Raw genomic sequence first — 24,323 nt, forward strand, 5'->3', positions numbered from 1 at the left:
GGCCGTACGGCGGTTACGGTCCTGGCCTATGTCCTACCGCGAGCTCGCCACCCGTTCCGTGCTCTTCTGGTCCGGCGTCACCGTCACCAGCAGGCTGCCCGTCGCCATGGCGCCGCTCGCGCTCGTGTTCCTGGTACGGGAGCGGCCCGGGGGCTACTCGCTGGGGGCGGCGCTCGCCGCCGCGTACGTCATCGGCGAGATCGTCGCCGCGCCCGTCCTCGGCATGCGGATGAACGCCGGGCGGGCCCGGCCGCAGCTCGCCGCCGGGCTCGCGGTGGGCACCGCCGGGTTCGCGGGCCTCGGGCTCCTGCCGGGCGCGCACCCGGTGCTCCTCGCCGTCCTCGCGCTGTTCGCGGGCGCCGGGCCCGGCGCCGTGCCCGGCGGGCTGCGGGCCCTCCTCACCAGCCTGGTCCCGGAACGGGCCGTCACCCAGGCGATGAGCATGGAGTCGGTGCTCACCTTCGGCATCTGGGCCGCCGCGCCCGCGCTCGTCACCGGGCTGGCGCTCGGCGTCGACCCCGCCGTACCGCTGCTGCTCTCGGCGGTGTCGATGGCGCTCGCCGTCGCCGGGCTGCGGCTGCTGCCCGTCGGATGGGAGCAGCCGGCGGCCGGGGAGGACGGCGGGGCGGCGCGGCGGGCGCTGCTGCGGGCCTGGCCCGTGTACGTCCTGGGGGCCGCCGGACTGACCCTGCTGGCGCTCGCCGAGCTGATCCTGCCCGCCCTGCTCGAACAGCGGGGGATCGGGATCGGCTGGGCGGGGCCGCTGCTCGCCGGGTTCTCGATCGGCTCGGCGGTCGGCGCGTTCGTCTACGGGCTGCGGGGGGACTGGCCGGGCTCGCTGCCCGTGCAGTCGCTCGTCCTCGTCCTCGCGGTGGCCTCGGGCGTCGCACTCGTCGCCGTCCTGCCGTGGACCGCGGCCATCGCGGCGGCCCTGGTCGCCGCCGGTCTTCTCCAGGCCCCGGCGGGCCTCACCAGGAACCTGGCCCTCAGACAGCTGCTGCCGCCGTCCGCGCTCGCCGCCGGCTACTCCCTGATGTACGCGGCCGTCGGCGCCGGATACGCGGCGAGCGGGGCCCTGGCGGGCGGGCTGCTCAAGGTGGTGGCCCCGTCGACGGCGATCCTCTGCGGGGTGGGGCTGACGGTGCTGCTGGCGACGGTGGGGGCGGTGGGGGAGCGACGGCTCGCCCACGAGACACCGAAGCCGGTGCGGGAAGGTCAGGAGGACGCCTCCGCGCCCGTCCGGAAGGTCCGCCGGTAGGACGTCGGGGTCACCCCGATCGCGCTCATCAGGTGCACCCGGAGGGACTGCGCCGTGCCGAAGCCCGCGTCCCGCGCGACCCGGTCGACCGGCAGGCCCGTGGACTCCAGAAGGTGGCGGGCGCGTTCGACGCGCTGCTGGGTGAGCCACTGACCGGGGCTGATGCCGACCTCGTCCCGGAACCGGCGGGTGAACGTCCGCACGCTCATCGCCTCCTTGTCGGCCAGGTCCCGCAGCTGGATCGGCTCGTGCAGGTGGGCGAGCGCCCAGGCGCGCGCCGCCGTCGTGGTGTGGGTGCCGGTATCCGGCACCGGGCGCTCGATGTACTGGGCCTGGCCGCCGTCCCGGTGCGGCGGTACGACCGTCCGGCGGGCGACGTCGTTCGCGACCGCCGTCCCGTGGTCGCGGCGCACGATGTGCAGGCACAGGTCGATCCCGGCGGCCACCCCCGCCGAGGTGAGCACGTCGCCGTCGTCGACGAACAGCACGTCGGCGTCGACCCGGACGCGCGGGAAGAGCCGCTGGAAGTGCTCGGCCGAGGACCAGTGCGTGGTGGCCGGGCGGCCGTCGAGGAATCCGGCGGCGGCGAGCACGTACCCGCCGGTGCAGATCGAGACGAGCCGGGTGCCGGGCCTGATGTGCGCGAGGGCGGCGGCCAGCTCCCCGGTGAGGCGGCCCTCGGCGTAGACCGGGCCGAGTTCGTACGAGGCCGGGACGACGACCGTGTCGGCGGTGGCGAGGGCTTCCGGGCCGTGCTCGACGTGCACGGAGAAGTCGGCGTCGGTGGGTATGGGCCCGGCGGCCGGCGCGCACGTGACGATCTCGTACAGCAGCCTGCCCTCCGCGTCGCGGGCGCGGCCGAAGATCCGGTGCGGTATGCCCAGTTCGAAGGGGAGGAGGCCGGGCAGGGCGAGCACGACGACGCGGTGCGGGGACGGCACGGGCGGTGCTCCCATCGGAAAATCAGTGGTGGTGTAGACCAGCTGGCTGGTAGCTGTTCGTCTTCGTGACGGACAACACGTACAAGTCTGAGGCCGCCGAGCGGATTCCCGCCCCGGCCGAGCCGCCCGCACTGTGGAACCGCAACTTCCGGCTCTTCTTCGTCGCCCGCGCGGTCGCCGTCTTCGGCGAGGGCATGGTCCCGGTGGCCTTCGCCGCCGGACTCCTCGGCGCCGGTCGCTCCGGCTCCACCGTCGGGTACGCGCTCGGCGGCTGGACCGCCGCCTTCGCCCTCTTCGTCCTCTTCGGCGGCGTCCTCGCCGACCGCTTCACCGCACGCCGCATGATGATCCTCGCGGACCTGCTGCGGCTCCCCGGCGCCGCCGTCCTCGCCGTCTCCTTCGCCCTCGGCAGCCCACCCCTGTGGGCGGTCTACACCCTCTCGGTCGTCAGCGGAGTCGGCGCCGCCCTCTTCCAGCCGGGCGTCGCCTCCACCATCCCGCGCATAGCCCCCGACGTGCAGCGCGCCAACGCCGTCCTGCGGGTCGCCGAAGCCCTCATGATCATGGCGGGACCGGCGGCGGCGGGCGTGCTCGTCGCCGTGTGGAACGCGGGCGCCGCCTTCGCCGTCAACGGCGTCACGTTCGCGGTCAGCGCCCTCTGCCTCACGCTGATGCGGATCGCCCCGATCCCGTCCGACTCCCTGCGGCGCGACTCCCTCGGCGCCGAACTAGCTGGGGGCTGGCGGGAGTTCCGTTCCCGGAACTGGCTCTGGGGCGTCATCTCCATCTGGACGGTGTACGGGCTGACCGTCGCGGGCCCCATGGTGCCGCTCACCGCGAGCCTGGTCACCGAGGACCACGGCTCGGCCGCGTACGGCGTGCTCATGGCCGTCAACGGCGCGGGCAGCGCGGTCGGCGGCCTCCTCGCCCTCCGGCTGCGCCCGCGCAGACCGCTCGCGTCCGGCGCGGTCGCCCTCCTCGGCCTCCCCGTCAACCTCGTCCTGCTCGGCCTGGGCGCGCCGGTGGCGCTGCTCGGCGCGGGCCAGTTCATCGGCGGGGCGGCCTTCGCCTTCTGGCTGGTGATGTGGTCGACGGCCGTCCAGACGCACGTGCCCCAGGAGGCGTTGAACCGGATGCACGCGTACGACGTGGCCGGCTCACTGCTCATGATGGGCGTCGGCCGCACCCTGTCGGGGCCGGTCGCGGCGGCGGTCGGCACGGAGCGGGTGCTGCTGACGGGGGCGGGGATCGCGGTCCTCGTGGTGGCGGCGCTGCTGGTCGTACGGCCGATCAGGACGCTGCCGAGGGTTTAGGGGGTCCGGGTCCGGCGCCGGTCCAGGGGCCGTCGTTCGCGTCCGTGTCCCGATCCGTTCGAAAGCTGTCAGTCGGGCCAATGGTCCGGGAGGGGCGCGCACGGGAGGCTCAGTGGCATGGCCCAGACAACCGAGACCCCCGCCCGTACCCCAGCCGGACCGGCCCGTACTCCCCGCGTCCACCGCGCCTGGTTCGTCGCGGCGGTCACCTTCGTCACGATCATCGGCGCCGCCGCCTTCGCGTCCCTGCCGGGTCTGCTGATCGAGCCCCTGAACACCGAGTTCGACTGGTCGCGGGGCACGATCGGCTTCGCCGTCTCGGTGAACCTCGCCCTCTACGGCCTCACCGCCCCCTTCGCCGCCGCCCTGATGGACCGTTTCGGCATCCGCCGGGTGGTCGCCGTCGCGCTGACGGTCATCTCCGTCGGATCCGTCCTCACGGTGTGGATGACGGCCGCCTGGCAGCTGGTCCTCTACTGGGGCGTCCTCGTCGGCCTCGGCAGCGGCTCGATGGCGCTCGCCTTCGCCGCGACCGTCACGAACCGCTGGTTCGTGGCCCGCAGGGGCCTGGTGACCGGCATCCTCACCGCGGCCGGCGCCTCCGGGCAGCTGGTCTTCCTGCCGCTGCTTTCCTGGCTGGTCGAGCACCACGGCTGGCGCCCGGCAGCCGTGACGGTCTCCCTCGCGGCACTCGCCGTCGTGCCGTTCGTCTGGCTGCTGCTGCGCGACCACCCGGCGGACGTGGGGCTCGCCCCGTACGGCGGGGAGTACGCGGAGAAGCCCGCCCCCGTGCCGGGCGCCGCGCGCCGGGCCGTCACGGTCCTCTTCAAGGCGGCCCGCACGGGCCCCTTCTGGCTCCTCGCGGGCACCTTCGCGATCTGTGGCGCGTCCACGAACGGCCTGGTCAAGACCCACTTCGTACCGGCCGCGCACGACCACGGCATGCCGGTCACGGCGGCGGCCGGACTGCTCGCCGTGATCGGGGTGTTCGACGTGGTCGGCACGATCGCCTCGGGCTGGTTCACCGACCGTTTCGAGGCGCGGCGGCTGCTCGCGGTCTACTACGCGCTCCGCGGGATCTCGCTGCTCTTCCTGCCGATGCTGCTCGCGCCGTCCGTGCACCCGCCGATGCTGTTCTTCATCGTCTTCTACGGCCTCGACTGGGTGGCGACGGTCCCGCCGACGATCGCGCTGTGCCGTGAGCACTACGGCGAGGACTCGGCGATCGTCTTCGGCTGGGTCCTCGCCTCGCACCAGGTCGGGGCGGCGGTCGTCGCCTTCGCGGGCGGGGTGGCCCGGGACGTCTTCGGCACCTACGACGTGGTCTGGTACGCCTCGGGCGCGCTCTGCGCGGCGGCGGCCCTGATGGCGCTGGTCATCAGGCGACCCCGGACGGGAGCGGTGTCCCTGGCGGGAGCATGATGACCGCCGGGGGTGATCGCGATGAGCGGTCCGGACGACGGACGGACGCATGCCCGGATGCTGTGGGCCTCGGTGCTCGCGCTGATCCTGCAGGGGGCACTGGCGCTGGCCCTGGGGGTGGTGTTCGGGGAGACCGGGCAGGCGGAGCCGGGGGAGGAGCGCGTCAGCGGGCTGACGCTGATGTTCCTCCCGCTCCTGCCGCTGATGGCGCTGCTGCCGGCCGCCGCTGTCTCCGCGGTGATCGTGCTGCCGACGGTGCTGTTCGGCGAGGATCTGGCGCGCAGGTTCGGGGGCCGCCCGCTCGGCTGGCAGCTTCTCCTGTCGGCCGTGGCGGGCGCGCTGGTGGTGCCGGTGACGGGCTGGCAGGGCTGGCTGCCGACGGCCGCCTGTCTGGCGGTGACGGCCCTCCTGACCCGCCCGGCCCGCAGGGGCTACTTCGTGTCGCTGCTGGTGTGGGGCGCACTGGCGGTCCTGACGGTGTTCATGCTGGGCGGGATCGGGGTGTACGCGGGGCTGATCGGCGGCTGAGCCGGGCTCAGGCCTCCGGCACGGGCGTGGCCTGGTGGTAGTACATCCGCCACCCGGATTCCTCGTCCAGCTTCCGCCAGATCGAGCTTCGCCGGGCCCGCGTGCCGTCGAGCACGGTCTCGAACGTCAGGTGCACGATCCCCGGCGCCAGTACGGTGCCGGTCATCCCGGTGGGCACGTACCGGGGGCCGTCATCGGCGGCGCCGTCCATGCCCGCCAGCTCCGAGAGCGTCGACTCGCGGTCCCATCGGCGCCCCGAGGCGCCGACCTCGGTGAACTCCGGGTCGAGGAGCTGGTCGGACAGCGCGCGGGACGACCGCACGGCCGGGCTCATCAGCTGGAGCTCCCGCTCGACGACCTCGGCGATGACGCTGTCCGTGTCCGTGTCCGTGTCCATGTCCATGGGGTCATCCTGCCCCGGCGGGTGTGGGCACGCGCAAGCGAGATATGGCGGCGGCCCTCTCGAAGGGAACGGCCGCCTATGCGCCGTCGAACCGCCCGAACTTCCCCCGGTGGAACAGCAGTGGCCCCCCGTCCTCGTCCGTCGCGCCCAGGGACTCCACCCGGCCGACCACGATCAGGTGGTCGCCCCCGGTGTGCACGGCGGTGATCGTGCAGTCGATCCAGGCGGGCGTCCCCGTCAGGCGTGGTGAGCCGGTCGTCGGGGCGGGGGTCCAGTCGACGCCGGCGAACTTGTCCGCGCCGCTCACCGCGAAGGAGCGGCACAGGCCGCCCTGGTCGGCGCCGAGGATGTTGACGCAGAAGGTGCCCGCGCTCGCGATCCGGGGCCAGGTCGTCGACGTACGGGCGACCATGAAGGCGACCAGGGGCGGGTCGAGGGAGAGGGAGGCGAAGGACTGGCAGGCGAAACCGGCCGGTCCTTCCGGGTCGAGGGCGGTCACGATCGTGACGCCGCTCGCGAAGTGGCCGAGGACGCGGCGGAATTCGGCCGGGTCGACGGGCGGTCGCTCGTCCTCCCGTACCGCGCGCAGTACCGGCCGGGGCAGTGGTTCGACGGCCGTCGGCGAACCGGCCGCTCTCAGGTGTCGGACGGCGGTGGCCGCCATCCCCGCGTGTCCCATCACACCACCCATTGAAACTGACGCATCGTCAGATGGGAAGGGCTGGGGAGCCCCCGCGCACGGGAGCCGCCGCACGCCGAAGCCCCCGGGGGCGACGGACCGGCCGTCGCCCCCGGGGGCTCCTGGATGAGCGTGCGCTACGGGGTCGGGATCACCCGGCGACCGCCCCCGTGGACCGGGTCCAGGCGACGCCCGCCGTGTGCCCGGTCCGGTAGGCCGTCACCTTGACGGTGATCCGCGTCCCGCGCTGGGCCCTGCCGAGCGTGAGCCAGGTCTTCGTGGCGCCGGTGACGGCCCGCCCGTTCGCGTACCACTGGTACGTGTACGAGGTCGGAGCCGGCGTCCACGTGCCCCGGTTCAGGCTGAGGGTCCGCCCGACCTTGACCGTGCCGGTGACGTACGGCGCACGGGTCGCCGCCGGCGCGAGGCCGTAGGCGACGGTGTAGCCGGCCGAGGTGTACGCGCCGGTCAGGTGCCCGGTGCGGAGGGCGTACACGGTGACGGTGACCTTCTTGCCGAGGGCCGATGCCGGGAGGACGTAACTCGACCCGGTCGCGCCGGAGACCGCGACGCCGTTCAGCCGCCACTGGTAGCCGTACGAGGTGGGCGCGGGCGACCAGGCCCCGACGACGGCCGAGACCTTCCCGCCCACGCGCGCGGGCCCGGTCGGGTAGGGCACGCGGGTCGGCTTGGGCGCGAGGCCCTTGACGGCCACGGCCGGGCTGACGGCGGTGACGGAGGGGTGCCCGGCCTTGCGGGCGGTGACGGCCACGGACAGCTGCTTGCCGAAGAGGGCGGTGGGCAGGGTGTACGTGGAGGCGGTGGCACCGGCGACGGCGACGCCGTCGACGCGCCACTGGTAGGCGTACGCGTCGGCCGCCGGGCTCCAGGAACCGGCCGAGGCCGTCACCTTGCCGCCGATGACGACGGTGCCGGTCACGGTGGGCGCGGCGGTGGAGCGGAGCGGGGCGACGACGGTGACCCGCCCGAACGTGTGCGCCGAGTCCTTGTACTGGTCCACCCGGAGGTACAGCGAACCGAGCGGCGCCCCCGTCAGGTCCAGGGCGATCGTCATGCTCCGGCGGTCGGCGGCGACGGCGACCGTCGTGGACGGGGCGCGGTAGCTGCCGGACGCGTTGGTCACCTCGAAGAGGTCCTTCTCGTGCAGCGCCGTGCCGGTGACCGTCATGGTGATCTTCCCGGCGCCGACGGTGCCGGGGGTCACGGCCGTGACGGACGGCTCCACGGGGCCGCAGAGGCTGGAGCAGAAGGCGGTCGCGCTCACCCGGACGGGCGCTTCGGTGGGAACCGAGGGCATCCCGATCACGAGGGTGGTGGGCCGGGGGTCGTGCGCGTAGTCGTCCCCGCCGGGCACGATGCAGTTGTAGTAACCGGTCACGTCGTCGCAGGCGTTCTGCCGGGTCGCCCCGTCGTACAGCCACGGGGTCGGCGCCTTCTCGCGGGACGCCGCAGGGGTGAACGACAGCTTGAGCCAGTCCCCCGTCATGGTCGGGAGCACCGCGCAGAGCATGGGCTTCTGCTCGGTCAGCGTGTCGGTCAGCGGGCCGAAGCCGTAGGTGACGTCCGCGACCCTGACGCACTCCGGCGCGGGTCCGGCGGCGGTGCCGATGCGGACCGCGTCGAAGCGGTAGGCGGGCAGGGCGGTGTCGTCACTCCGGCCGAGCGCGACGATCGCCTGGTACGCGGTGGAGCCGGTGACGGCGCAGCCCGGTGCCAGGCTCTCGCACGCGGTGGCGCCGTCCGCGCGGTACACGTCGGTCCCGATCGCCAGGCCCGTCGCGGTGTAGCGGGCGTTCAGGTGCAGGGTGTCCCGCGCGTCGGCCGTGGTCACCCGGTGGCAGACGAGGGTCACGTACGAGCCCGGGGTGCCGAGGAGGGCCGGTGCGCCGACCGCCGTGGCCGGGGTGGCGACGCAGCCGCGCGCGGTGGCGGTGACGTCCCGGCGGACGAGGGTGGCCGCGGTGCGCGTGCCGCCGGGGACGAGGACCGTGTACGAGAGGCCGGGCGTCAGGGCGCAGTCTTCCGACGGGTCGCCCCACTCGTCCTGGCAGGCGGGCTCGCCGTGCTCGTCGAGCACGCTGAGGCCCTCCGTGGAGCCGTCCTCGATCCTGATCAGCTCGCGGGCGGAGTGGTCGCCCGCCGGGATCGTCAGGCAGTCGCCGAAGGCTCCGTCGCCGGTAACCACGGTCGCCACGGCGGGGTTCGGGCCGAAGTCACCGGCGGGGAAGGTCCGGCAGTCGCTCGCCACGTCCGTGCGGCGCACGACGAGGCCGTAGGAGCCGGTGTCCGCGCCCGATCCCGCGCGCTCGACGATCGCGCGGTAGGGGGCGGTGCCGCCGAGGGAGCAGGCGCCCGAGGACAGGGACTCCTCCCTCCAGCAGAGGGTGGTGCCGGTCGCGTCGAGCACCGTGATGTTCGGTGTCACCCCGCCGTCGGCGGGCCCGCCCGTGATGGCCACCTTGGCGCCCTGCGGGACGGGCAGGTTCAGGCAGTCGACCTCGTGGGCGACGGCGAGGGAGCCCCGGTACGGCTGCCCCAGGGATACGTCCTCGCAGCCCTCCGCGGCGGAGGTGAGGTCGAGGATCCGTACGGCGTCGTCGGCGACCAGGGTGTACGTCACGCCCGCGGTGAGCGGGCAGGCGCCCCCGTACTCGCAGACCCTTCCGTTCGGCACGTAGATCGCGATCGGGCCCGTGCCGCCGGACGCCGTGACGGCCTGCACCCTGTACAGGCCGCTTCGGGCCGGGGTGAACGTCTTGCACTCGGCCGGAGCCGGGTCCTGCGCGGGCACCGGGCCGTACGCGGTCACGTCGACGACCGAGCAGCCCACGGGGTGGGTGACCTGCCGGAGCGTCAGCGTGTACGGGACGGGGTACGTGCCACCGGAATTGGGCTCGAAGCGCGCGAGGACGCGGAAGTCGCCGCCCCCGGCGGGCGTCACACAGGCGTAGCCGACGCTGCAGAGGTGCTTGCCCGTGCTGTCGGTGATCCACGCCTCGACGTTGGCGGAGGCGTGGTTCCGGAGGGTGGAGGTGATCAGCTCGCCCGGCGCGGCCGTGAAGGAGTGGCAGACGATGCCGGCCCCGCCGGCGGACGTGCCGGTCGTCGGGGCCGTGCCGAAGGCGGTGCCGACGGGGCCTGTGCAGCCGGGGCCGGCCATCAGCGGGACGAAGGCGATCCGCGCCTCGGTGGAGGCGTGGTCACCGCCGGCGAGGTCGAGCGTGTACGTGCCGGCGGCCAGCTCGCAGGGGACCGAGCCGAGACCCGGGCACGCGACCGGCGTGCCGCCGGAGGAGAGCGTCATCGACGACGGGTGACCGCCGTCGATGACCAGCCAGTGCCGACCGGACTTCTCCACGGTGAGCGTGAAGCAGGCGGTGTCGAGCAGGCCCAGCTTCACCTGGCCGACCGCGTCGCCCGGGTCGCCGAACGGCGCCAGGGGCAGCACGGGGCAGGGGGCCGCCGTGGGGTCCGTCGGGTTCGGCGTCGGCTCGGCGGTCGGCGGCGGTGTGGGCGTCGGGTCCGTCGTCTCGGACGGCTCGGGCGGGGGCGCCGTCGCGTCCGGCGCGGGTGCCGCGCTCGCCGGAGGCACGGCTACCGGCGGCGTCGCCGCCAGTGCCGTCCCCGTCGGGAGCATCGGCCCGATCAGGGCCGTCAGCAGGGCGGGAACCAGAAGAAGCGATCTTCTGGATCTTCGAGATCTTCGGGACTTTTCGCGCGAGCGCGCGGAGTTGGGCATTCCGTTCCCCCCGGAGCGGCAAGTGTGTGGCATATGCGCGACACACCATAGGGCCCCGGTACGACAGCCTCCGCTACCACCCCGGCCGAGGCGCCTACCGCCCCTCGTACCGCGCCTCCCTCCGTTCCACGAAGCTCGCCACCCCCTCCTGCGCGTCCCTCGTCGTCATGTTCAGTTCCTGCGCCGTCGACTCCGCCGCGAAGGCCGCCGTCCTGTCCGTGTCCAGGGACGCGTTCACCAGCTGTTTCGTGAGGACGAGTGCCCGCGTCGGGCCCTGGGCGAGGCGTTCGGCCCACTCCCGGGCCGTCTTCGGCAGTTCCTCCGCGGGGACCACCCGGTTCACCAGGCCCAGTTCCCGCGCCTCCGCCGCCGTCACCGCGTCCCCGAAGAACAGCAGCTCCTTCGCCCGCTGGGGCCCGATCAGCCGGGGCAGCAGATACGCCCCGCCGCCGTCCGGGACCAGCCCCCGCCGTGCGAACACCTCGATGAACCGCGCCGGTTCCGCCGCGATCACCAGGTCGCACGCGAACGCCAGGTGCGCGCCGATGCCCGCCGCCGTCCCGTTCACCGCCGCGATCACCGGTTTCTCGCAGTCCATGACGGCAGCGATGAACCGCTGGGCGCCCTGCCGGATCATCCGGCCCACGTCCCCCACCACACGTTCATCGGGAGTGGCCGGCGTGCCCCGCAGGTCCGCGCCCGCGCAGAAGCCGCGCCCGGTCGCCGTCACCACCACGGCCCGGACGTCCGGGTCGGCGGAGGCCTCGGCGAGCAGGGCGATGATCCGTTCCCGCTGGTCCCAGGTGACCGCGTTCATCGCCTCGGGGCGGTTGAGGGTGATCCACGAGACGCCGTTCTCGACGGTGTGGAGTACGTCGGACATCGCAGGGGCTCCTATCGGCAGACCGCCAGCGCGTCCAGGGCCACCGCGCCCTGGCCGCGCGGCAGCACCATCAGCGGGTTGATGTCGAGTTCGGTGAGGTCGCCGTCGAGTTCGAGGGCCATCCGCTGCACCCGCAGGACGACTTCGACGAGCGCGTCGATGTCGGCGGGCGGGGCTCCCCGTACGCCGTCGAGCAGGGCCCGGCCGCGCAGTTCGTCGAGCATCGAGCGGGCCTCGCGTTCCCCGAAGGGCGGGACCCGTACGGCCGTGTCGTTGAGGACCTCCACCAGGACGCCGCCGAGGCCGACGGTGACGGTCGGGCCGAAGAGTTCGTCGCGGGTCACGCCCACCACCATCTCGACCCCGCGCCCGACCATCTGGCAGACCAGGATGCCGTCGAGGTCGATCTCCTCGTAGCGGGCGATGTCGGTGAGTTCGCGGTAGGCGTCCCGTACCTGGCTGGCCGAGGTGAGCCCGACCTTGACCAGGCCCAGTTCCGTCTTGTGGGCGAGCTGTGCGCCCGAGGCCTTCATGACGACCGGGTAGCCGACGAGCCCGGCGGCCCGGACGGCCGCCGCCGCGCTGGTGACGAGCTGCTCGCGCGGCACCCGTATCCCGTACGCCCGCAGGAGCTGCTTCGCGGCGTGCTCGCTGAGCCGCCGGCCGGGCCGCATGAGGGCCTGGGCCTTGCGGAGGGAGGGGGAGGGGGTGCGGGGGGCCTCGTCGAAGGGGGAGCGGTAGGCGGCGGTGAAGCGGTGGTGGTCGAGATAGGCCTTCACGGCCCCGATGCAGTTGGCGAAGGTACGGAAGGTGGCGACGCGCGAGGAGCCGAGGAGGGTCGTGCGGTAGGCCTCCTCCGTACCGACGGGGGAGCCCCAGACCACGCACACCAGTTTGTCGGTCGCCTCGGCGGCGTCGACGAGGTCCTGGGCGAGCTTGTCGCTCATGGGCGGGAAGGGACCGGTGATGGGACAGATCAGGACGCCGACGGAGGGGTCCGCGAGGATCGCGTCGATGATCTTCCGGCCGCGCCAGTCGCCCACCGGGTGGCCGCCGTTGTCGACCGGGTTGGAGACGTTGAGGTACTCCGGGATCCACTGGTGGAGCTCGTCCTGCTTGGCCTGCGGGAGGGTGGGGATGTCGAGTCCCGCCGCCGTGGCGAGGTCGGCGAAGTGGGCGCCGGTGCCGCCGGAGATGGAGTAGACGACGACGCCGTCGGCGAGCGGCGCGCGGGCGCGGGCGAGCAGGGTCGCGGTGTCCTGGAGCTGGTCGAGCCCGTCGACCCGGATCACCCCGAACTGCCGCATGGCGGCGTCGACGACCCGGTCCGCGCCGGTGAGCTTGCCGGTGTGGGAGGCGGCGGTACGGGCTCCGGTCTCGGTGCGGCCGACCTTGACGGCGACGACGGGGACGCCCTGGCGGGCGGCCTGGTCGGCGGCGAGGAGGAAGGAGCGGCCGTCCTTGAGTCCTTCGACGTAGCAGGCGATGGCGCCGACCTCGGGCCGTCCGGCGAAGTACGAGAGGAAGTCGGCGGTCTCCAGGTCGGCTTCGTTGCCGGTGGGCGCCCAGTGGGAGAGGCGGACGCCCAGCTCCTGGAGGGTGAAGACGGGCCGCCCCTGGTGGCCGGACTGGGTGATGAGGGCGATGGCGGGGCCTTCGAGGTCGTCGCGGAAGCGTTCGAAGGCGTTGAGGTTGGTATTGGGGCCGAGGAGGCGGATGCCGGAGCGGCGTACGGCGGCGGCGAGGCGTTCCTGTGCGGCGGCGCCGGCCTCTCCGGTCTCGGCGAAGCCGGAGGCGAACGCGACCGCGAACCTCACCTTGGTCTCGGCGAGCTGCTCGATGACGGGCAGCGGGTCGGCGACGAGGAGGACGGCGAGGTCGACGGGTTCGGTGAGGTCGCCGACGGAGGGTACGCAGTCGATCCCGAAGACGCTGGTACGGGTCGGGTGCACGGGTACGAGCCGGGCGCCGACGCGTTCGGCCCAGGCGAGCAGCTGCCGGGTGATCCCGGTGTTGGGCCGGCCCTCGGTGTCCGAGGCGCCGACGACGGCGACGGACTCGGGCCGGAAGAACCGGTCGAGGTCGGGTACGGCCGCGTGCAGCGGGCGCCCGCTGACGTCCAGGTCGCCGGGGACGGCGGTGACGCCGTGCACGGTGGCGCGGTCCGGTTCTCCGCAGGCGACCACGCGGGCGCGGAGATCGGTCGTGAAGGTGCCGTGTGTCGATCCAAGCAATGTTCCGCCCGCCCTTCACCCATCATCCGTTGAAGCTGACACTTAGTCAGATTACAGAACTGACGCTCAGTCAGGAATGGGTGTGCGCGGGGAAGCCGGATCCGGCCGGAGAACCCCGGCGGGATCCGGCCGGGAGATTCCGTACAACCGTACGGAGGCTCGGGCGGTCTCACCTTCTGGACGACGACGAACGCACGGCGTCCGACAAGGAACGAACAGCGTCCGAGGACATGAACTTCCTCGTGTCCGACGGCTCGGCCCTGGGGGGGCTTCTTGAACCGCACCACCCACACCACCCGCACCCGGACCGGCACCACCACCCGCACCCGGACCGGCACCACCACCCGCACCCCGGGCCGCCGCCGCGCCCTCGGTACCGCCCTGGCCGTCCTCGCCTCCTCCGCCGCGCTCGCCGCGGTCACGGCGGCGCCCGCCCGGGCCGCCGCCCCGGCGCCCCCGAAGCCCCGCGTGGTCTTCACCGAGCACAAGGACGTGAACGGAGTCCGCACCAGCACCCTGGTCTCGGTCAACTCCGACGGCACGGACCGGCGCGAGCTGGTGCCCGGCCCGCGGGTGCCCGCGGCGGAGATCACCGGTGTCGCGTACGCGCCGAACGGCCTGCGGATGGCCTTCATCAGCAACGACGGCCTCGCCGACATCTGGACGGCGAACGCCGACGGCAGCGACGCCCGCATGGTCCGCAAGGACGTCGACGAGCCGGACGGCGTGCTCGACGAACTCGACTGGTCCGCCGACGGCAAGAGCCTCTACCTGGGCTTCCGGGCCAAGCCGGGCCACGACCGCACCCGCGTCATGCGGATGACGCTCGGCTCCAACGGTCCGCTCCAGTACCTCTTCCCCACCCCGGCGAACACCCTGGAGGGGCAGGTCGACGTGGCCTGGGACGGCCGCGTGGCCTTCGTGCGCGGCGACACCATCCACTTCTGGGACCCGGAGAAGGGCGGCGAGCCGAAGCCCGTCACCCGGGGGCAGCACCCGGCGTTCTCGCCCGAGGCATGGGAGCTCGCGTTCACCAACGCCGAGGACGGCACCTCCGACGTCCACGTCCGCACCCTCAGCAGCGGCCACGAGTACACGCGCACCAACGGTCAGGACGTCACGTCGCCCGACTGGTCCCCGGACGGCCGGAACCTCGTCTACCTCGCCGGCGGCGCCCGGCAGCAGGCCACCGTCAGGTCCCTGAACGGTGTCGTCATAGACAAGGTGGTCTCCGGCCCCGACGCGACGGCGTCCGGGATCTCCTGGGCCCCGGCGCCCGGCTCGACCCCCTACGGCGCCACCGGTCACGACTACGACTGGGACGGCATCCCCGACGTGTTCGCGGTGGACACCGCAGGGCGGCTCCGGTGCTACCCGGGCAACGGCGCGGGGGGCCTGAGGGCCGGCGCGCAGTTCGACTCGGGCTGGAAGGGCTACCGCTTCACGGCCGTCGGCGACATCGACGCCGACGGCCGTGACGACGTGGTGGCCCAGGACCCCTCCGGCGGGCTCTGGCGCGTCGCCATGCACTGCGACAGGTTTCCCAACGCGCAGCCGAAGGTGAAGATCGGCTGGGGCTGGCAGAACCTCCGGATCACCGGGGCCGGCGACATGTCCGGCGACGGCTTCCCGGACCTCCTGGCCGTCGACCCGGCGGGCAAGCTGCTGCAGTACGAAGGTGACGGGCGCGGCGGCTTCCAGGCGGCCAAGAGCGTCGGCTGGGACTTCGGCTCCTACCGCCTGACCGGTGTCGGCCCGATCGGGAAGTCCGGCGACCGGTACGTCCTCGCCGTCTCCGGCAACGGCGACCTGTACTCCTACGCGATGCAGATGGGCGCCAGGTCGAAGATCGGCTGGGGCTGGAAGGGCCTGCGGCTGACCGGCGTCGGGGACCTCACCGGCGACGGCGTCTCCGACGTGATCGCCCTCGATGCCGCCGGCGACCTGTGGCGGTACGCGGGCGACGGCGCGGGTGAGCTCTCGCCGCGCGTCAAGATCGGCTGGGGCTGGAAGGGCCTCACCACGTTCTGATCCCGTTCCCCCCGGGATCAGCCGGTGCCCCGCCCCCGTTCCCCCGGGGGGCGGGGCACCGCCTTCACCGTCGTACGCACCTCACGCGGCCCGCGACCGCCGTGACCGCTCCGGCCGCCCCGCCCGCCGCGCGATCCGCCGGGCGATCTTCTCCGCGTCGATCCCCAGCTCCCTGAACATCCCGCTGATCGGGTTGGTGAAGCCCGTGAAGTACAGCCCCGGCGCCTCGCGCGGGCAGCGGGCCCCGTGCGCCAGCGGTCTGCCCCGGTCGTCGAGGACGTCCAGGTGGCCCAGGAGCGGTTCCAGGGCGCGCCGGTAGCCGGTCGCCGCTATGACGGCCTCCGGGGTGATCCGGGTGCCGTCCGCGAGGACCACGTCCGGGCCGTCCAGGTCCTCCACGGCCGCCACGATCTCGACCTGGCCCGCCCGTACGGCGGCGATCAGGCCCACGTCCTGCACCGGGATCGCGCCTTCGCGCTGCCGGGTGGCGAGGCCGGTGTCCGGCCGGGGCAGCCCGTACGCCCGGAGGTCCGGCGACGCGAACCGGGCCACCAGCCCGCCCAGAAGGTCCACCAGCGCCACCGGAAGCCGCCGGACGAGGATGCCGGAGCGCTGGGCGGGCCAGCCGGCCGTCGTCCGGCGCACGAGGTGCGGGACGGTCCGCACGGCCAGCCGGACGCGCTTCGCCCCGCCCCCGGCGAGGTCGGCGGCGATCTCCGCGCCGGTGTTGCCGATGCCGACGACGAGGACGTCCTTCCCGGCGTACGGCTCCGGGTTGCGGTAGGTCCGGGCGTGGCTCAGCTCGCCCTCGTACGCGGTGAGGCCGGGCCACTCGGGCAGGATCGGGGTGTGGTTGTGGCCGGTGGCCACGACGACCGCGCTCGCGGTGAGCCGCCGCCCGCCCGTCGCGTGCAGGATCCAGTCCCCGCCGGCCCGGTCGACGCGGAGGACCTCGACGCCCGTCACGACCTCCAGCTCGTGCTTCTCGGCGTACTTCTCCAGGTAGCGCACCACGTCCGCGCGGGCGACCCAGCGCCCGAAGGAGCGGGGGATGCGCAGTCCGGGGAGGGCGGAGAGGCGCCGGGTGGTGTGCAGCCGCAGCCGGTCGTAGTGGGTGCGCCAGGAGGCGCCGACCGCGTCGGACTTCTCCAGGACGACGGCCCGGACGCCCCGCTCGCGCAGCGAGGCGGCGACCGCGAGTCCGCCGGGGCCGCCTCCGATGACGTAGACGGGGTGGGCGGAGGAGGGCGAGGGGGTGGTGGCCATGAATGCTGAGCGTAATGACGTGTACACGTTGTGGGTCTCGGCCGAGAGGGATTTCGGTTGCGAATGGGTCACGCGCGCCCGCGTCCCACGCTCCGCGTCCCCGCCCGGTCGCACGCGGACCCCGCCCCGGCGTCCCACCTCTTGCGCTCCCCGCCCGCCCTGCGCTGAACTGACGTACCGTCAGATAAGGCTTGTCGAGAGGACGCGCGCATGCAGACCGTCTGGCTCACCGGCGCCGAATGGCTCGCCGTCCTCCGCATCGGCCTCGGCCTGTGGTGGCTGGAGAGCTGGCGCCACAAGGACAAGAAGGGCTGGTTCGAGCGCGGCACCGGGATCGCCTGGGCCGCCGACGTCGCGGGCAACCACAAGTGGCCGCAGGTCAAGAAGGGCTTCGAGGCCGTCGTCGCCCCGCGCCCCAAGCTCATGGCGTACGTCGTCGTCTACGCCGAACTCGCCCTGGGACTCGGCCTCGTCGTCGGGTTCCTCACCCCCGTCGCCCTCGTCGGCGGCCTCCTCCTCAACCTCCTCTACCTCGTCCTGATGATCCACGACTGGGCCGAGCAGGGGCAGAACGCGATGATGGCGCTGATCTCGCTCGTCGCGCTCCTCGCCATGTCCTGGCAGACCTGGTCCCTCGACTCCGCGATCGGACTCTTCTGATGACGGCAACCCCGGCGAACCTCCCGGACATCGACGCCTTCACCCGCCCCTACTGGGACGCCGCCGCCGAGGGCCGGCTGCTGCTGCGCCGGTGCGCCGCCTGCGACCGCGTCCACCACTACCCGCGCGAGTTCTGCCCCCACTGCTGGAGCGAGGACGCCCGCTGGGAGGAGGCGAGCGGCCGGGCCACCCTCTACACCTGGTCGGTCGTCCACCGGAACGACCTCCCGCCCTTCGGTGAGCGCGTCCCGTACGTCGCCGCCGTGGTCGACCTCGCGGAGGGGCCGCGCATGATGACGGAGGTCGTCGACGTGGCGGAGGACGACCTCCGCATCGGGATGCAACTGCGGGTGGCGTTCCGGAGGGAGGGGGCGGAGGGCTCGGCGGGCGTGGTGACGGTGCCGGTCTTCACGGCCGCTGCCGCCGGATCGAGCGGGCCGGCCCGGGAAGCGGTCGCCTAGCATCCCGTGGCTGCGGCGCCACAGGGTCGATCCGACCCCTTTACCGAGATGGCGGCCGACTATATATTCGGCGCGATCCATCAAGATCACGAGTAGTGATCTCCCGTGTTTTACAAGACACTTGGAGTGATCCGTGCTCAACGACTCGCTGCGTCGCAAGGTTCCCGTCGCCCTCGCCGCCGCCGGCCTCGGGGCCAGCGCGGCCCTCGGAGCGGTCGCCGCGACAGGAAACACGGACACGCAGGTCGAAGCCCGCTGCTGGATGACCGTGTCTCCGACGGTGCAGACGGACGCCCAGCAGCTGTGGTCGGTCACCCCCAACTGCTACTGACGGGGACCGCCCCGCCGGGCAGGTGCGATCCGTGAGTTCGGGGCCGCCCGGCGCGGCCCGCTCCGGTATCCGCGTCGGTCCACCGCCCGGAGGGGCCTTCATGAGCATCACCGCACACCGTCTCGCCATGCTGGCGAAGACGCTGACTCATCTCCGCGAACACAGCCCGTTCTACCGACAGTTGCTTCCTTCCCGGGGCATCGGGCCGGACTCGGCCGCCGAGCTCCTGACGGCGCTCCCCGTCATGGACGCCGATTCATGGCTGCGCGCACGTCCCGAGCTGCGTACCGGTCTGCCCCGTGAGGCCGACCTGGGCTTCACCAACGGGACGACCGGGACCCCGAAGACCTTCTACTCCACGCCCGGTGAGCGGGAAGCCCTCCTTCGCGACTCCGGAGCCGTCCGCGGCGGTCCGCGGTCCCTGCACCTGATCGGCATCAGCCACGGGGTCGTCGCGGGTCTCGGCTACGGCCCCGACGCGACCGTCGTACCAGTCGTCGGCCCGGACCGCCTCGAACTCGCCGCGCGCATCCTCGCGCAGGAGGGGCCGGAGTTCACAGGTGCTCCCGTGCGACTGCTCTCCGGGACCCTGAGGAACATCAAGGACCTCACCGTCATGATGCTCGACCGCTACGGCAGCTTGAACCGCTTCGGCGTCGAGACCGTCGAGGTCGGCAAGCACATACTGTCGCCTCGCTGGAAGGAGCGCCTGGAGGCATGGTGGGGGGCCGAGATCCGCCCCGTGTACGGCTTCTCGGAGATGCGGATGTGTAACGCCGCCTGGTGTGCGACCTGCACGTACCATCACCTGCCGCCCTCCTGCGTGGGCGAGGTGCTGACTCCGGGCAGCCCGTGGCGACACGTCGCGCCGGGCGAGCGCGGCACTCTGGCCGTCACGGCCTTCCACCCCTATGTCCAGTGGGAACCGAGAATCCGCTATCGCCCTGGCGACCTGGTGGAACTGGCTGGGGAACCGTGCCCGCTGCGGGGTGAGTCCGGGTTTCGCCCTCTGGGGCGCGAACAGGACTGCGTACCTCGGGACGGCACTTCCCACGTCCTCACGCCGGCCGACTGCTTCGCAGCGGTCTGCGACCTTCCAGAAGTCGCCGTCGGCCACGAAGGGCACGCCATCACCGTGCTGCGTGAACGCAGCCACGAGATCGGCAGCCCGCGCTTCCGGATCTCGGCGGAGAAGGACGGCCCCCGACTGCACGTGGAGCTGCGCTTCTCTCCCCGGCTGTGGCCGGAGGAGACGCGCAAGGTCGTGGAGAGGATCGCCGCGCGACTGCCGGAGGACATCCAGGTGGTTCCGTACGCTCCCGGCGCGCTGCCCGAAACGCTGACCGTTTGACCTCGTGGCGGCCCCATGCCGCATCCGCCGTCCCACCGGGACCAACCACGAGACCAATCATCGGACAGTGCCTAGACCGGGGAGACGTTCTTCCAGAGCTGGGTGCTGCTGCTCGGGTCGCAGGTGTACTGCATCATGAACGGCGGTCCGGCGACCATGCACTGGCCGCTGCTCATGTTCTTGATGGTCATGCCGGCGGACGACTTGCTGTTGATCTTCCAGGACTGGAGGCTGGAGCCGTTGCAGGTCTTGGCCGTGAAGCCGGGCGTGCCGCCCGGCTGGAGGCAGTGGCCGGACTGCTGGTTGACCAGCCGGAAGGTGCCGTTCGCCTGGGCCCGGTAGATCCAGGCGTAGGAGATCGTGCCGCTGGTGGCCGGCTCACCGCACGGCGCGGTGTAGGCCAGGATCGCGTATCCGGGGTTGGTCTCGGCCAGGCACTCCCCGTTGGAGACGCTCTTGATGGAGTACGTCCCCGAGGGCGTCGAGCCGCCGGTCGACGGCGGGGGCGTGGGCCGCTGGGTCGTCGGCTTCGGCGCGGGCGGCCGGGTGGTGGGCTTGGGCGCCGAACCGCCGCCGGCCGGGGCGGTCGTGCCCCCGCCGCCCGAACCGCTGCCACTGCCCGAGCCGCTGCCCGAACCGGACCCGCTGCCGGAACCCGAACCCGAACCGGAGCCGCCGCCCGCCGCGCCTCCTCCGCCGCCGGGCAGGGTGCCCGTGCCGCCCGCACCGCCACCCGCCGCGTTGGCCGGGGGCGGTGCGCCGGGGGTGGTACCCGGGGGCTGCGAGGAGGGCTTGGCGCCCGGGGTCTTCGCCGAGGGCGAGCCGGGAGCGGACGACGGCGGTACGTTCGCGGGCTGCGAGGCCACCGTGGACGGCGGCGTGGTGGCGGGCCCCGCCGCGCCGAGCCGGCCGATCTGGTACGGGCCGAGGGCCACCGTCAGCGTCGTGCCGGTCGCCAGGACCACCGGCACGGCCAGCATGATGAGCCGGTTGCGCCGCTTGTTCTCCCGCCGCCCGGAGCCGACGGTGCCGGTGAGGACGCCGATCTGGTCGGGCGACGCGGTGGCGGGCTCCTTCGAGCCCGCCTGCGGGGTGAGGGAGGCCGTGGCCACGTCCTCGGCGGGCTCGGCCTTCGCCAGCTCCGCCAGGTGCTCGGCCGTGGGCGTCTCGGCGGCGAACACGGCCCGCTCGGCGATCCGCTCGCCGACGGCGGCGGGCCACGCCACGCCCTCGGCCCGCCCGGCCGTCCGCTCGACGAGTTCGGCGGCGGTGGGCCGGTCCGCCGGATCCTTCTCCAGGCAGGTCTTGATGAGCTCGGCCAGCTCGGGATCGGTCTCCGTGAGCTTCCCGAACTCGGGCTCGCCGTGCACGACGCGGTAGAGCAGGTCGGGGCCGGAGCCGTCACCGAACGGCGGGCGGCCGTTGGCCGCGTAGAGGAGGAGGCTGCCGAGGGCGAAGACATCGGCGGCGCCGGTCAGCCGCCGGTCCGCGACCGCCTGCTCGGGCGCCATGTAGGCGGGGGTGCCGATGACCATGCCGGTCTTCGTCAGACGGCTCTGGTCGGCGGCGCGGGCCACCCCGAAGTCGATGAGGGAGAGACCCGGGCCGGTGAGCATGACGTTGGACGGCTTGAGGTCGCGGTGCACCATGTCGGCGCCGTGGACGACGCCGAGCCCGGCCGCCGCGTGGTGCAGCAGCCGCCAGAGGGCCTCGGCCGGGAGCGGGCCGCCGTTCAGCCGGATCGCCTCGTTGAGGGTGATGCCGGGGATGAACTCGGTCGCGAACCACGGCGGCTTGGCCGTGCGGTCGCTCGCCAGCAGCTTGGTGTTGGCGCCGGCGGGCAGCCGGGCGAGGTTGTCGAGTTCGTGGCCGAAGTGGTTCAGGAAGTCGGTGTCCTCGGCGAGCACGGGAAGTACCCGCTTCACTGCCGCGAACTTCCCGGGCACGGCACCGAGATAGACCCGTCCCATGCCTCCGGACCCGAGGACACCGAGCAGCCGGAAGGCGCCGATCTGTCGTGGATCCCCCGGTTCCAGCGGTATGGCCCCGCTGCCGCCCAAACTGTCCGAACTAGAACTGGTTTCCATTTCCCCCTGCATGGGCCTCAGAGTAGCGGAGGCCGTTTGCGATCTGAACGCACGTCAAGTGCTTGTTTCCATACTGTGGTTGAACTCGCTGCGGCGCAGGTCACGGGCGTCTTCACTGGCGGTCGGCGGGCAACTCGAAGACGTACGCGATCTCGCCCTTGTCGTTCTCCCGCTGCCCGGCCCGGACGAAGCCGAAGCCCGCGAGGGTGGCCAGGGAGGCCAGGTTGTCGGAGGCGATCGTGGCCCGCACGGTCCTGACCCCGGGCTCGGCGGCGGCCCTCGCGAGCAGCGCCCGCACCATCGCGCGGCCGTAGCCCCGGCGGCGCTGCTCCGGCACGACGGTGTAGCCGATCTCGATCACACCCGACTCGTCCGGCGGACCGTGGAACCCGGCGTCACCGATGACGGTCCCGTCCGGCTCGGACACCGCCGCGCGCGTGATCCAGGGCGCGGCGGACGGGTCCCTTTCGAGCTGGTCGGCGCGGTAGCCGAAGATCCAGCGGGCCCGGTCGCCGACGAAGTGCGGGTCGAGGGCGACCCCGGCCTCGGCGCTGCCTCCGGCGAGGTCGCCCTCGGACAGCGCCCGAAGGGCCTTAGCGTTCAGCTCGACGAAGCGGACGCGGCGGGGGAGGGAAGGTTGGTTGTTCATCGCGGGCGACGATAGGGCAGGGCGTGAGGGGTTGTCGGGGCATTATTCGACCGCCCCGTCCAGGAACGCGGCCCAGGCGGCCGGGGCGACGGCGAGCTGAGGGCCGTGGGGGTTCTTGGAGTCACGGACGTGGACGAGGGTGGGGTGGGCGGCTACTTCGACGCACTCCCCGCCTTCGCCGCTGCTGTAGCTGGACTTGTGCCAGTCGTAGGCGACTTCGATGCAGTTGCCGCCTTCGGAGTCGCTGTAGCTGGACTTCCGCCAGTTGTAGGCGACTTCGATGCAGTTGCCGCCCTCGGAGCTGCTGTAGCTGCTCTTGAACCAGGCCAGATCCGCGGTGTTCATTGCTCTCCCAGCAGTTTCTCGATCCGATCCAGGGACTCGCGCTTGGTGAGTGCCTGCGCCCGCAGGATCCCATAGCGCTCAACATATTGACGGACCTCCTCGGGGTCGGTGATCAGCCGGGGATGACCGTAGACCTCGGTGTAGGCCACCTCGCGCCTTCCCTTCGGGGTGAGCAGGGTGAAGGTGCCTCCCAGGTACGGGTGTTCGCTCTTGTCCTGGGGCATGACCTGGAGGTCGATCGTTCGCCGCCGGGCCACATCCAGAATGCGCAGCAGCTGCTCGCGGTGCACCTTCGGGCCGCCGAACGGGCGCAGCAGGACGGCCTCCTCCAGGACGAAGCTGATCGTCGGAAGGGGCCACGTGTCGAGCAGCGTCTGTCGCGAGATCCGGTCCGCCACCCGTTTCTCGACCGTTGCCTCATCGAGCATGGGTCGGCGGTGCTCGAACAAGGAGCGTGCGTACGAGGGCGTCTGCAACAGCCCCGGCACCGCCTGCACCTCGTAATAGTGCAAGGCCACCGCCTCCGCCTCCGTCTTGGCGAAGCTCCGGAACCAGTCCGGGTGCCGCACCCGCGCCCGGGAAACCGCCTCCCGCACATCTTCCGCCGCCGCCGCCAGCACCCCACCCGCCCCGATCACCGGGTCGACCTGGAGCAGGAAGTCCGGCTGGGGGACCCGTACGCCCCTCTCGATCGAGGAGATCAGATCTTCGCTGCAATGCGTGACGGCGGCCAGCTCCGCCTGGCTCAGGCCCGCGTTTCTCCGCAGCACCTTGATGATTTTCCCCAGCGCCCGGAAAAGGTGCGCTGTACCGTCCACCTCGGAGGGCCGTTCCGGCCGGTCCGACTCGTTCCCCGACATCCGTACCGCCTTCTTGGCGTACTCGTACAGTTACTCAGCGTCGTGGCGTCGCTGCTGGTCAGCGTACGGCCAGCGGGCCAGGCTCCGGAACATGAAGTCCGAAACCTCCACTCCAACCGGTGAGTTCGTCCTACGCTTGTCGGCCACTCGTCGTGGTGCCCGGCTGGCCCGGTTGCTGGCCGTGCACCAGCTCCATGACTGGGGCCTCACCGGGTCCGCCGGTGAGGCCGCCGAGCTGGTCGTCGCCGAACTCGCCAGCAACGCGGCGTCCCACGGGCGGGTGCCCGGGAGGGACTTCGAGGTGCGGATGTGGCGGGGAGACGACCATGTGCGGGTCGAGGTGTCGGACGCGCGGGGCGAGCGCCTGCCCTCACCCCGCGAGAACCCCGACGAGGGCGGCTACGGGCTGCTGCTCGTCACCGCGCTGGCGTCGGCGTGGGGGGTGAGGGACAGGCGCGTCGGCAAGACGGTCTGGGCGACCGTCCCGCTGACCGGGCGGAACAGGGTCACGACAGCGAGTTGAACTTGCCGCCCTCGCCCGCGTACAGGTTCGTCAGTGTCCGGCTGAAGGGCGCGGACACCGAGCCCGTACTCACATAGACGTACGTGCCGGCCGGGCCGTAGGCGAGGAGATCGCCCCGGCCGTCGTTGTTCGCGTCGCCCATGCCGACGAGCTGCGAGAAGCCGCCCCAGCCGCCGCCGATCCGGATGCGCGGGGCGAAGGTGCCGTCGCCCTTGCCGAGGTGGAGCCGGAGCACCCCGGCCCGGTCACGGCCCACGAGGTCCCCGGCGAGGTCGCCGACGGCGGTGATCCGGGGTGTAGGTCCCCCAGCCGGTGCCGAGCTTCCGGCGCGCAGGGCG

At 72.9% G+C, this 24,323-nt stretch carries 22 protein-coding genes; 10 read left to right on the forward strand and 12 right to left on the reverse strand.

Going from position 1 to position 24,323, the window contains the following annotated elements; translation table 11 throughout:
- Positions 1-28 precede the first annotated feature (28 nt).
- The gene (locus tag ABT154_RS18790; RefSeq protein ID WP_351857944.1) at positions 29-1,258 is read left to right on the forward strand and encodes an MFS transporter; all 1,230 of its coding nucleotides are present in this window, start codon (positions 29-31) and stop codon (positions 1,256-1,258) included.
- Here the strand turns inward: ABT154_RS18790 and ABT154_RS18795 are convergent.
- A complete protein-coding gene (locus ABT154_RS18795) occupies positions 1,216-2,214 on the reverse strand; it encodes a GlxA family transcriptional regulator (RefSeq protein WP_351857945.1) in 999 nt (332 codons plus the stop codon). The two genes, ABT154_RS18790 and ABT154_RS18795, sit on opposite strands and share 43 nt — an antisense overlap.
- Positions 2,215-2,264: 50 nt before the next feature.
- Here ABT154_RS18795 and ABT154_RS18800 point away from each other — a divergent pair, with 50 nt between their 5' ends.
- The 3 genes from ABT154_RS18800 (at position 2,265) to ABT154_RS18810 (ending at position 5,462) form a co-directional block, all read left to right on the forward strand.
- The gene (locus ABT154_RS18800; protein ID WP_502969538.1) at positions 2,265-3,512 is read left to right on the forward strand and encodes an MFS transporter; all 1,248 of its coding nucleotides are present in this window, start codon (positions 2,265-2,267) and stop codon (positions 3,510-3,512) included.
- Between the two features lie 117 nt (positions 3,513-3,629).
- Complete coding sequence (locus ABT154_RS18805) at positions 3,630-4,934, forward strand: MFS transporter (RefSeq protein ID WP_351857946.1); 1,305 nt, start codon at positions 3,630-3,632, stop codon at positions 4,932-4,934.
- Between the two features lie 21 nt (positions 4,935-4,955).
- Positions 4,956-5,462, forward strand: coding sequence for a hypothetical protein (locus ABT154_RS18810; protein WP_351857947.1), 507 nt, complete (start codon positions 4,956-4,958; stop codon positions 5,460-5,462).
- A gap of 7 nt (positions 5,463-5,469) precedes the next feature.
- Here the strand turns inward: ABT154_RS18810 and ABT154_RS18815 are convergent, their stop codons facing one another.
- The 5 genes from ABT154_RS18815 to ABT154_RS18835 form a co-directional block, all read right to left on the reverse strand.
- Positions 5,470-5,865, reverse strand: coding sequence for a nuclear transport factor 2 family protein (locus ABT154_RS18815; RefSeq protein ID WP_351857948.1), 396 nt, complete (start codon positions 5,863-5,865; stop codon positions 5,470-5,472).
- A gap of 76 nt (positions 5,866-5,941) precedes the next feature.
- Positions 5,942-6,556, reverse strand: a complete 615-nt coding sequence (locus ABT154_RS18820) for a flavin reductase family protein (RefSeq protein WP_351857949.1) — start codon at positions 6,554-6,556, stop codon at positions 5,942-5,944.
- A 139-nt stretch (positions 6,557-6,695) separates the two neighbouring features.
- Positions 6,696-10,202: a hypothetical protein gene (locus ABT154_RS18825; protein ID WP_351857950.1), complete on the reverse strand. Its 3,507-nt coding sequence runs from the start codon at positions 10,200-10,202 to the stop codon at positions 6,696-6,698.
- Between the two features lie 196 nt (positions 10,203-10,398).
- On the reverse strand, positions 10,399-11,187 hold the full coding sequence (locus ABT154_RS18830) for an enoyl-CoA hydratase/isomerase family protein (RefSeq protein ID WP_351857951.1): 789 nt from the start codon (positions 11,185-11,187) through the stop codon (positions 10,399-10,401).
- Between the two features lie 11 nt (positions 11,188-11,198).
- Complete coding sequence (locus tag ABT154_RS18835) at positions 11,199-13,421, reverse strand: acetate--CoA ligase family protein (RefSeq protein WP_351857952.1); 2,223 nt, start codon at positions 13,419-13,421, stop codon at positions 11,199-11,201.
- Positions 13,422-13,694: 273 nt separating this feature from the next.
- On the opposite strand from ABT154_RS18835, the gene ABT154_RS18840 reads away from it, so the two are divergent.
- Positions 13,695-15,452 carry an FG-GAP-like repeat-containing protein gene (locus tag ABT154_RS18840; protein ID WP_351857953.1) on the forward strand — a complete coding sequence of 586 codons (1,758 nt, stop codon included), beginning with the start codon at positions 13,695-13,697 and terminating at the stop codon, positions 15,450-15,452.
- Between the two features lie 81 nt (positions 15,453-15,533).
- On the opposite strand, the gene ABT154_RS18845 is transcribed toward ABT154_RS18840, so the two are convergent.
- The gene (locus ABT154_RS18845) at positions 15,534-16,718 is read right to left on the reverse strand and encodes a flavin-containing monooxygenase (RefSeq protein ID WP_351857954.1); all 1,185 of its coding nucleotides are present in this window, start codon (positions 16,716-16,718) and stop codon (positions 15,534-15,536) included.
- A gap of 210 nt (positions 16,719-16,928) precedes the next feature.
- Between ABT154_RS18845 and ABT154_RS18850 the strand changes: the two genes are divergently transcribed.
- The 4 genes from ABT154_RS18850 (at position 16,929) to ABT154_RS18865 (ending at position 19,521) form a co-directional block, all read left to right on the forward strand.
- Positions 16,929-17,378 carry a DoxX family membrane protein gene (locus tag ABT154_RS18850; RefSeq protein ID WP_351857955.1) on the forward strand — a complete coding sequence of 150 codons (450 nt, stop codon included), beginning with the start codon at positions 16,929-16,931 and terminating at the stop codon, positions 17,376-17,378.
- Positions 17,378-17,839 (forward strand): Zn-ribbon domain-containing OB-fold protein, encoded by a 462-nt coding sequence (locus ABT154_RS18855; RefSeq protein ID WP_351857956.1) that lies wholly within the window; start codon positions 17,378-17,380, stop codon positions 17,837-17,839. The genes ABT154_RS18850 and ABT154_RS18855 overlap by 1 nt, the downstream gene beginning before the upstream one ends.
- 133 nt (positions 17,840-17,972) lie before the next feature.
- Entirely contained in the window at positions 17,973-18,170 is a 198-nt protein-coding gene (locus ABT154_RS18860; protein ID WP_351857957.1) for a hypothetical protein, read from the forward strand.
- A 100-nt stretch (positions 18,171-18,270) separates the two neighbouring features.
- Entirely contained in the window at positions 18,271-19,521 is a 1,251-nt protein-coding gene (locus tag ABT154_RS18865) for a phenylacetate--CoA ligase family protein (RefSeq protein ID WP_351857958.1), read from the forward strand.
- A 71-nt stretch (positions 19,522-19,592) separates the two neighbouring features.
- Here the strand turns inward: ABT154_RS18865 and ABT154_RS18870 are convergent, their stop codons facing one another.
- The 4 genes from ABT154_RS18870 to ABT154_RS18885 all read right to left on the reverse strand — a co-directional run bounded on the left by ABT154_RS18870 (position 19,593) and on the right by ABT154_RS18885 (position 23,462).
- On the reverse strand, positions 19,593-21,620 hold the full coding sequence (locus tag ABT154_RS18870; protein ID WP_351857959.1) for a serine/threonine-protein kinase: 2,028 nt from the start codon (positions 21,618-21,620) through the stop codon (positions 19,593-19,595).
- 100 nt (positions 21,621-21,720) lie between these two features.
- Positions 21,721-22,257 carry a GNAT family N-acetyltransferase gene (locus ABT154_RS18875; protein WP_351857960.1) on the reverse strand — a complete coding sequence of 179 codons (537 nt, stop codon included), beginning with the start codon at positions 22,255-22,257 and terminating at the stop codon, positions 21,721-21,723.
- Positions 22,258-22,299: 42 nt separating this feature from the next.
- Positions 22,300-22,602, reverse strand: a complete 303-nt coding sequence (locus ABT154_RS18880) for a DUF397 domain-containing protein (RefSeq protein WP_351857961.1) — start codon at positions 22,600-22,602, stop codon at positions 22,300-22,302.
- Positions 22,599-23,462, reverse strand: coding sequence for a helix-turn-helix domain-containing protein (locus ABT154_RS18885; protein WP_351857962.1), 864 nt, complete (start codon positions 23,460-23,462; stop codon positions 22,599-22,601). Before ABT154_RS18885 ends, ABT154_RS18880 begins: the two co-directional genes overlap by 4 nt.
- A 91-nt stretch (positions 23,463-23,553) precedes the next feature.
- Between ABT154_RS18885 and ABT154_RS18890 the strand changes: the two genes are divergently transcribed.
- Positions 23,554-23,985, forward strand: coding sequence for an ATP-binding protein (locus ABT154_RS18890; RefSeq protein ID WP_351857963.1), 432 nt, complete (start codon positions 23,554-23,556; stop codon positions 23,983-23,985).
- On the opposite strand, the gene ABT154_RS18895 is transcribed toward ABT154_RS18890, so the two are convergent.
- Positions 23,969-24,241, reverse strand: a complete 273-nt coding sequence (locus ABT154_RS18895) for an FG-GAP repeat domain-containing protein (RefSeq protein ID WP_351857964.1) — start codon at positions 24,239-24,241, stop codon at positions 23,969-23,971. The two genes, ABT154_RS18890 and ABT154_RS18895, sit on opposite strands and share 17 nt — an antisense overlap.
- Positions 24,242-24,323: the final 82 nt, after the last annotated feature.

Source organism: Streptomyces sp. NPDC001728 (genome assembly GCF_040297565.1).
Lineage (GTDB): Bacteria > Actinomycetota > Actinomycetes > Streptomycetales > Streptomycetaceae > Streptomyces.

Bases quoted from the DNA above. Each gene is read 5' to 3' on its own strand.
- ABT154_RS18790 (WP_351857944.1), top strand. From the start codon at position 29: ATGTCCTACCGCGAGCTCGCCACCCGTTCCGTGCTCTTCTGGTCCGGC.
- ABT154_RS18795 (WP_351857945.1), bottom strand. From the start codon at position 2,214: ATGGGAGCACCGCCCGTGCCGTCCCCGCACCGCGTCGTCGTGCTCGCC.
- ABT154_RS18805 (WP_351857946.1), top strand. From the start codon at position 3,630: ATGGCCCAGACAACCGAGACCCCCGCCCGTACCCCAGCCGGACCGGCC.
- ABT154_RS18810 (WP_351857947.1), top strand. From the start codon at position 4,956: ATGAGCGGTCCGGACGACGGACGGACGCATGCCCGGATGCTGTGGGCC.
- ABT154_RS18815 (WP_351857948.1), bottom strand. From the start codon at position 5,865: ATGGACATGGACACGGACACGGACACGGACAGCGTCATCGCCGAGGTC.
- ABT154_RS18820 (WP_351857949.1), bottom strand. From the start codon at position 6,556: ATGGGTGGTGTGATGGGACACGCGGGGATGGCGGCCACCGCCGTCCGA.
- ABT154_RS18825 (WP_351857950.1), bottom strand. From the start codon at position 10,202: ATGCTCCCGACGGGGACGGCACTGGCGGCGACGCCGCCGGTAGCCGTG.
- ABT154_RS18830 (WP_351857951.1), bottom strand. From the start codon at position 11,187: ATGTCCGACGTACTCCACACCGTCGAGAACGGCGTCTCGTGGATCACC.
- ABT154_RS18845 (WP_351857954.1), bottom strand. From the start codon at position 16,718: ATGGCCACCACCCCCTCGCCCTCCTCCGCCCACCCCGTCTACGTCATC.
- ABT154_RS18850 (WP_351857955.1), top strand. From the start codon at position 16,929: ATGCAGACCGTCTGGCTCACCGGCGCCGAATGGCTCGCCGTCCTCCGC.
- ABT154_RS18855 (WP_351857956.1), top strand. From the start codon at position 17,378: ATGACGGCAACCCCGGCGAACCTCCCGGACATCGACGCCTTCACCCGC.
- ABT154_RS18865 (WP_351857958.1), top strand. From the start codon at position 18,271: ATGAGCATCACCGCACACCGTCTCGCCATGCTGGCGAAGACGCTGACT.
- ABT154_RS18870 (WP_351857959.1), bottom strand. From the start codon at position 21,620: ATGCAGGGGGAAATGGAAACCAGTTCTAGTTCGGACAGTTTGGGCGGC.
- ABT154_RS18875 (WP_351857960.1), bottom strand. From the start codon at position 22,257: ATGAACAACCAACCTTCCCTCCCCCGCCGCGTCCGCTTCGTCGAGCTG.
- ABT154_RS18880 (WP_351857961.1), bottom strand. From the start codon at position 22,602: ATGAACACCGCGGATCTGGCCTGGTTCAAGAGCAGCTACAGCAGCTCC.
- ABT154_RS18885 (WP_351857962.1), bottom strand. From the start codon at position 23,462: ATGTCGGGGAACGAGTCGGACCGGCCGGAACGGCCCTCCGAGGTGGAC.
- ABT154_RS18890 (WP_351857963.1), top strand. From the start codon at position 23,554: ATGAAGTCCGAAACCTCCACTCCAACCGGTGAGTTCGTCCTACGCTTG.